This window comes from Yoonia sp., from assembly GCF_036007805.1.
Lineage (GTDB): Bacteria > Pseudomonadota > Alphaproteobacteria > Rhodobacterales > Rhodobacteraceae > Yoonia.
The window spans coordinates 1-2,757 of the sequence record NZ_DASYOK010000302.1 but is presented as its reverse complement, the minus strand read 5'-3'; the positions used below and the strand labels follow the sequence as shown (position 1 = coordinate 2,757).

The following is a 2,757-nucleotide window of genomic DNA, read 5'->3' as shown; positions in this document are numbered from 1 at the left end:
GATACGGTGCTGGAACCCGGCATGGTGATTTCGATGGAACCGATGCTGACAATCCCCGAGGGCACACCCGGTGCCGGCGGGTACCGTGAGCATGATATTCTGGTCATCACCGAGGACGGCAACGAGGATATCACAGGATATCCCTACGGCCCCGACTTCAACGTGGTATCCTAGCCCTCAAAAGGCAGATGCGATTTGCGGCCCATCCCGGTGTAGGCCTCAAAACCCGCATCAAGTGCAAGGTCGCAAGAATAAATATTGCGCAGGTCCGCCATGCGGGGCTGCGCCATCCGGCCAGCCATATCGCGCAGATCAAGGGCGCGGAATTCGTTCCACTCGGTCAGCATGACCACGGCATCCGCGCCATCTGTGGCCGCATAGGGATCATCGAACCATTCCACGTTCGGCAACAGCGACTCAGCCTCACGGAAAGCCTGAGGATCAACGACACGGACATTGGCACCCCGTCCGACAAGCACAGGCACGATCGTTAGCGCGGGCGCATCGCGCATGTCGTCGGTATCGGGCTTGAACGTCAGGCCCAGTACGGCAATCGTTTTGTTCTGAAGTTTGCCGTCACACAGGTCGATGATCTTTTCGATCATCAGGCGTTTAACCTCTTCGTTGACCTTGATCACCGTTTCGACGATCTGCAAAGGCGAGGAGTTATCTTGCCCGATCCGCGCTAGCGCCATCGTGTCCTTGGGGAAACAAGACCCGCCATAGCCCGGACCCGCCTGCAAGAACTTTGGCCCGATGCGGCTATCAAAGCCCATGCCGTTGGCCACATCTTTCACATCGGCGCCGGTTCTTTCACAGAGCATGGCGATTTCGTTGATGAAGGTCACTTTTGTGGCCAAAAACGCGTTGGCGGCGTATTTGATCATCTCTGCTGTTTCAAGATCAGTGGTCAGCAGGGGATAATCGCGCAAGGCAAGCGGGCGGTAGACCTCTTTCATCACCTCACTCGCGCGTTCGGATTCAACACCGACCACCACACGGTCAGGGTGCATAAAGTCGTCAATCGCAGCCCCTTCGCGCAGGAATTCAGGGTTTGAGACCACATCGCACGCCAGATCAGGCCGCACCTCTTTCAAGAGTTCCGCCACCTTGCGGTTCGTCCCGACAGGCACGGTTGATTTAATCACAATCACCGCAGGCTTGGTCAGAACCTCGGCCACTTCTTTGACAGCACCGAACACGAAACTCAGGTCCGCATGGCCATCACCGCGTCTGCTGGGGGTGCCGACGGCGATGAAAACCGTGTCGGCGTCTTGCGTCGCGGCCCGAAGGTCGTCTGTGAACGACAGCCGGTTGGCCGCCATGTTGCGGGCCATCAGACGATCAAGACCCGGCTCGAATATCGGCGTTTTTCCTGCGCGCAAAAGCGCAAGCTTGTCCTGATTTTTGTCGACACAGATCACTTCATGCCCAAAATCGGAGAAACAGACGCCAGACACCAGACCAACATAACCGGTGCCAATCATTGCAATTTTCATCGTCTTTTCTCTTCCTTAGCAGTGGCGCATGTCACTCATGAAACGCCATATTCACTTACCGTAGTAGTCGCGATACCATGCAACAAAGGCGCTGACACCCTCTGCAACATCCGTTTGCGGCGCATATCCGGTCAACTGTTGCAGCAAGGCATTGTCGGCAAAGGTTTCGTGCACGTCGCCCTTTTGCATATCCATGAAATTCTTTTTGAGCGTCAGACCCAGCGCATCCTCGATCGCGGCAATGAAATCCATCAAAGGCACTTTGGTCCCATTGCCGATATTGACCACACGGAAAGGGGCGGCGGGGCTGAGGCTATCGCCTTCGGCAACATCGTCGGGCGTAGCGGGTTCAACAGGCGGGGTATCAATCAAGAGCCGGATACCGCGCACAAGATCGGTCACATAGGTGAAATCCCGCGCCATTTCGCCGTTATTGTAGACGTCGATCGGCTCGCCATCCAATCCGGCTTTGACGAATTTGAAAAGCGCCAGATCGGGCCGCCCCCAAGGACCATAGACGGTGAAAAACCGGAACATCGTGGTCGGGATCTTCCACAGATGGGCATAGGCGTGTCCCATATGTTCATTCGCGCGCTTGCTGGCGGCGTAGATCGTCAGGGGCGTATCGGTGCGCTGCAATTCATTGAACGGCATATCGGTGTTGGCCCCGTAAACCGATGAGGTGGAGGCCATCAGCAAGTGTTCAACCTGGTGGATGCGCGCACATTCAGTCACGTTGAACGTGCCCATGACGTTGGTTTCCATATAGGATCGCGGGTTTTCGAGCGAATAGCGCACACCGGCCTGTCCTGCGAGATGGACGATAATATCCGGCTTGGCCTCATCACAGGTTTTGGCCAGCAGGTCATAGTCTTCCAGCAGCCCCTCAACACATGAGAAATGCGGGTTTTGCAGCAGGATCTGGTGACGGCGGCGTTTGAGCTGCACGTCATAATAGTCTGTCATTCCATCGTAGCCAACGACACGGAACCCTTCGTCCAGCAAGAGCTGCGCGAGGTGAAAGCCGATAAATCCTGCCGTTCCCGTAATAAAGACAGTGCGCATATTATGAACCTTGATGAAAACGGCGGAGTTGCGCCGTTTTCATCGAATGTAAGGTTCAGGTCAATCCAGCTAGAGCAAACCGTTGGGCAAAGGTTGCTCATTCGCCGTGTTCACGCGGCGGAACCACAGCGTCACCATTGTTGAACTGATGACGATGAACAGTGAATAGAGCACCGGCACGGCCATGATCGCT

General features: G+C 55.7%; 3 protein-coding genes. 1 reads left to right on the top strand and 2 read right to left on the bottom strand.

What is annotated here, in order from left to right; translation table 11 throughout:
- Positions 1 to 174: M24 family metallopeptidase (locus VGP75_RS15810; RefSeq protein WP_327544577.1), on the top strand; the 174-nt coding region annotated here is incomplete at its 5' end.
- Here the strand turns inward: VGP75_RS15810 and VGP75_RS15805 are convergent.
- Both VGP75_RS15805 and VGP75_RS15800 read right to left on the bottom strand, forming a co-directional pair.
- Complete coding sequence (locus VGP75_RS15805; protein ID WP_327544576.1) at positions 171 to 1,499, bottom strand: UDP-glucose dehydrogenase family protein; 1,329 nt, start codon at positions 1,497 to 1,499, stop codon at positions 171 to 173. The two genes, VGP75_RS15810 and VGP75_RS15805, sit on opposite strands and share 4 nt — an antisense overlap.
- Before the next feature lie 51 nt (positions 1,500 to 1,550).
- On the bottom strand, positions 1,551 to 2,564 hold the full coding sequence (locus tag VGP75_RS15800) for an NAD-dependent epimerase/dehydratase family protein (RefSeq protein ID WP_327544575.1): 1,014 nt from the start codon (positions 2,562 to 2,564) through the stop codon (positions 1,551 to 1,553).
- Between the last annotated feature and the right edge of the window lie 193 nt (positions 2,565 to 2,757).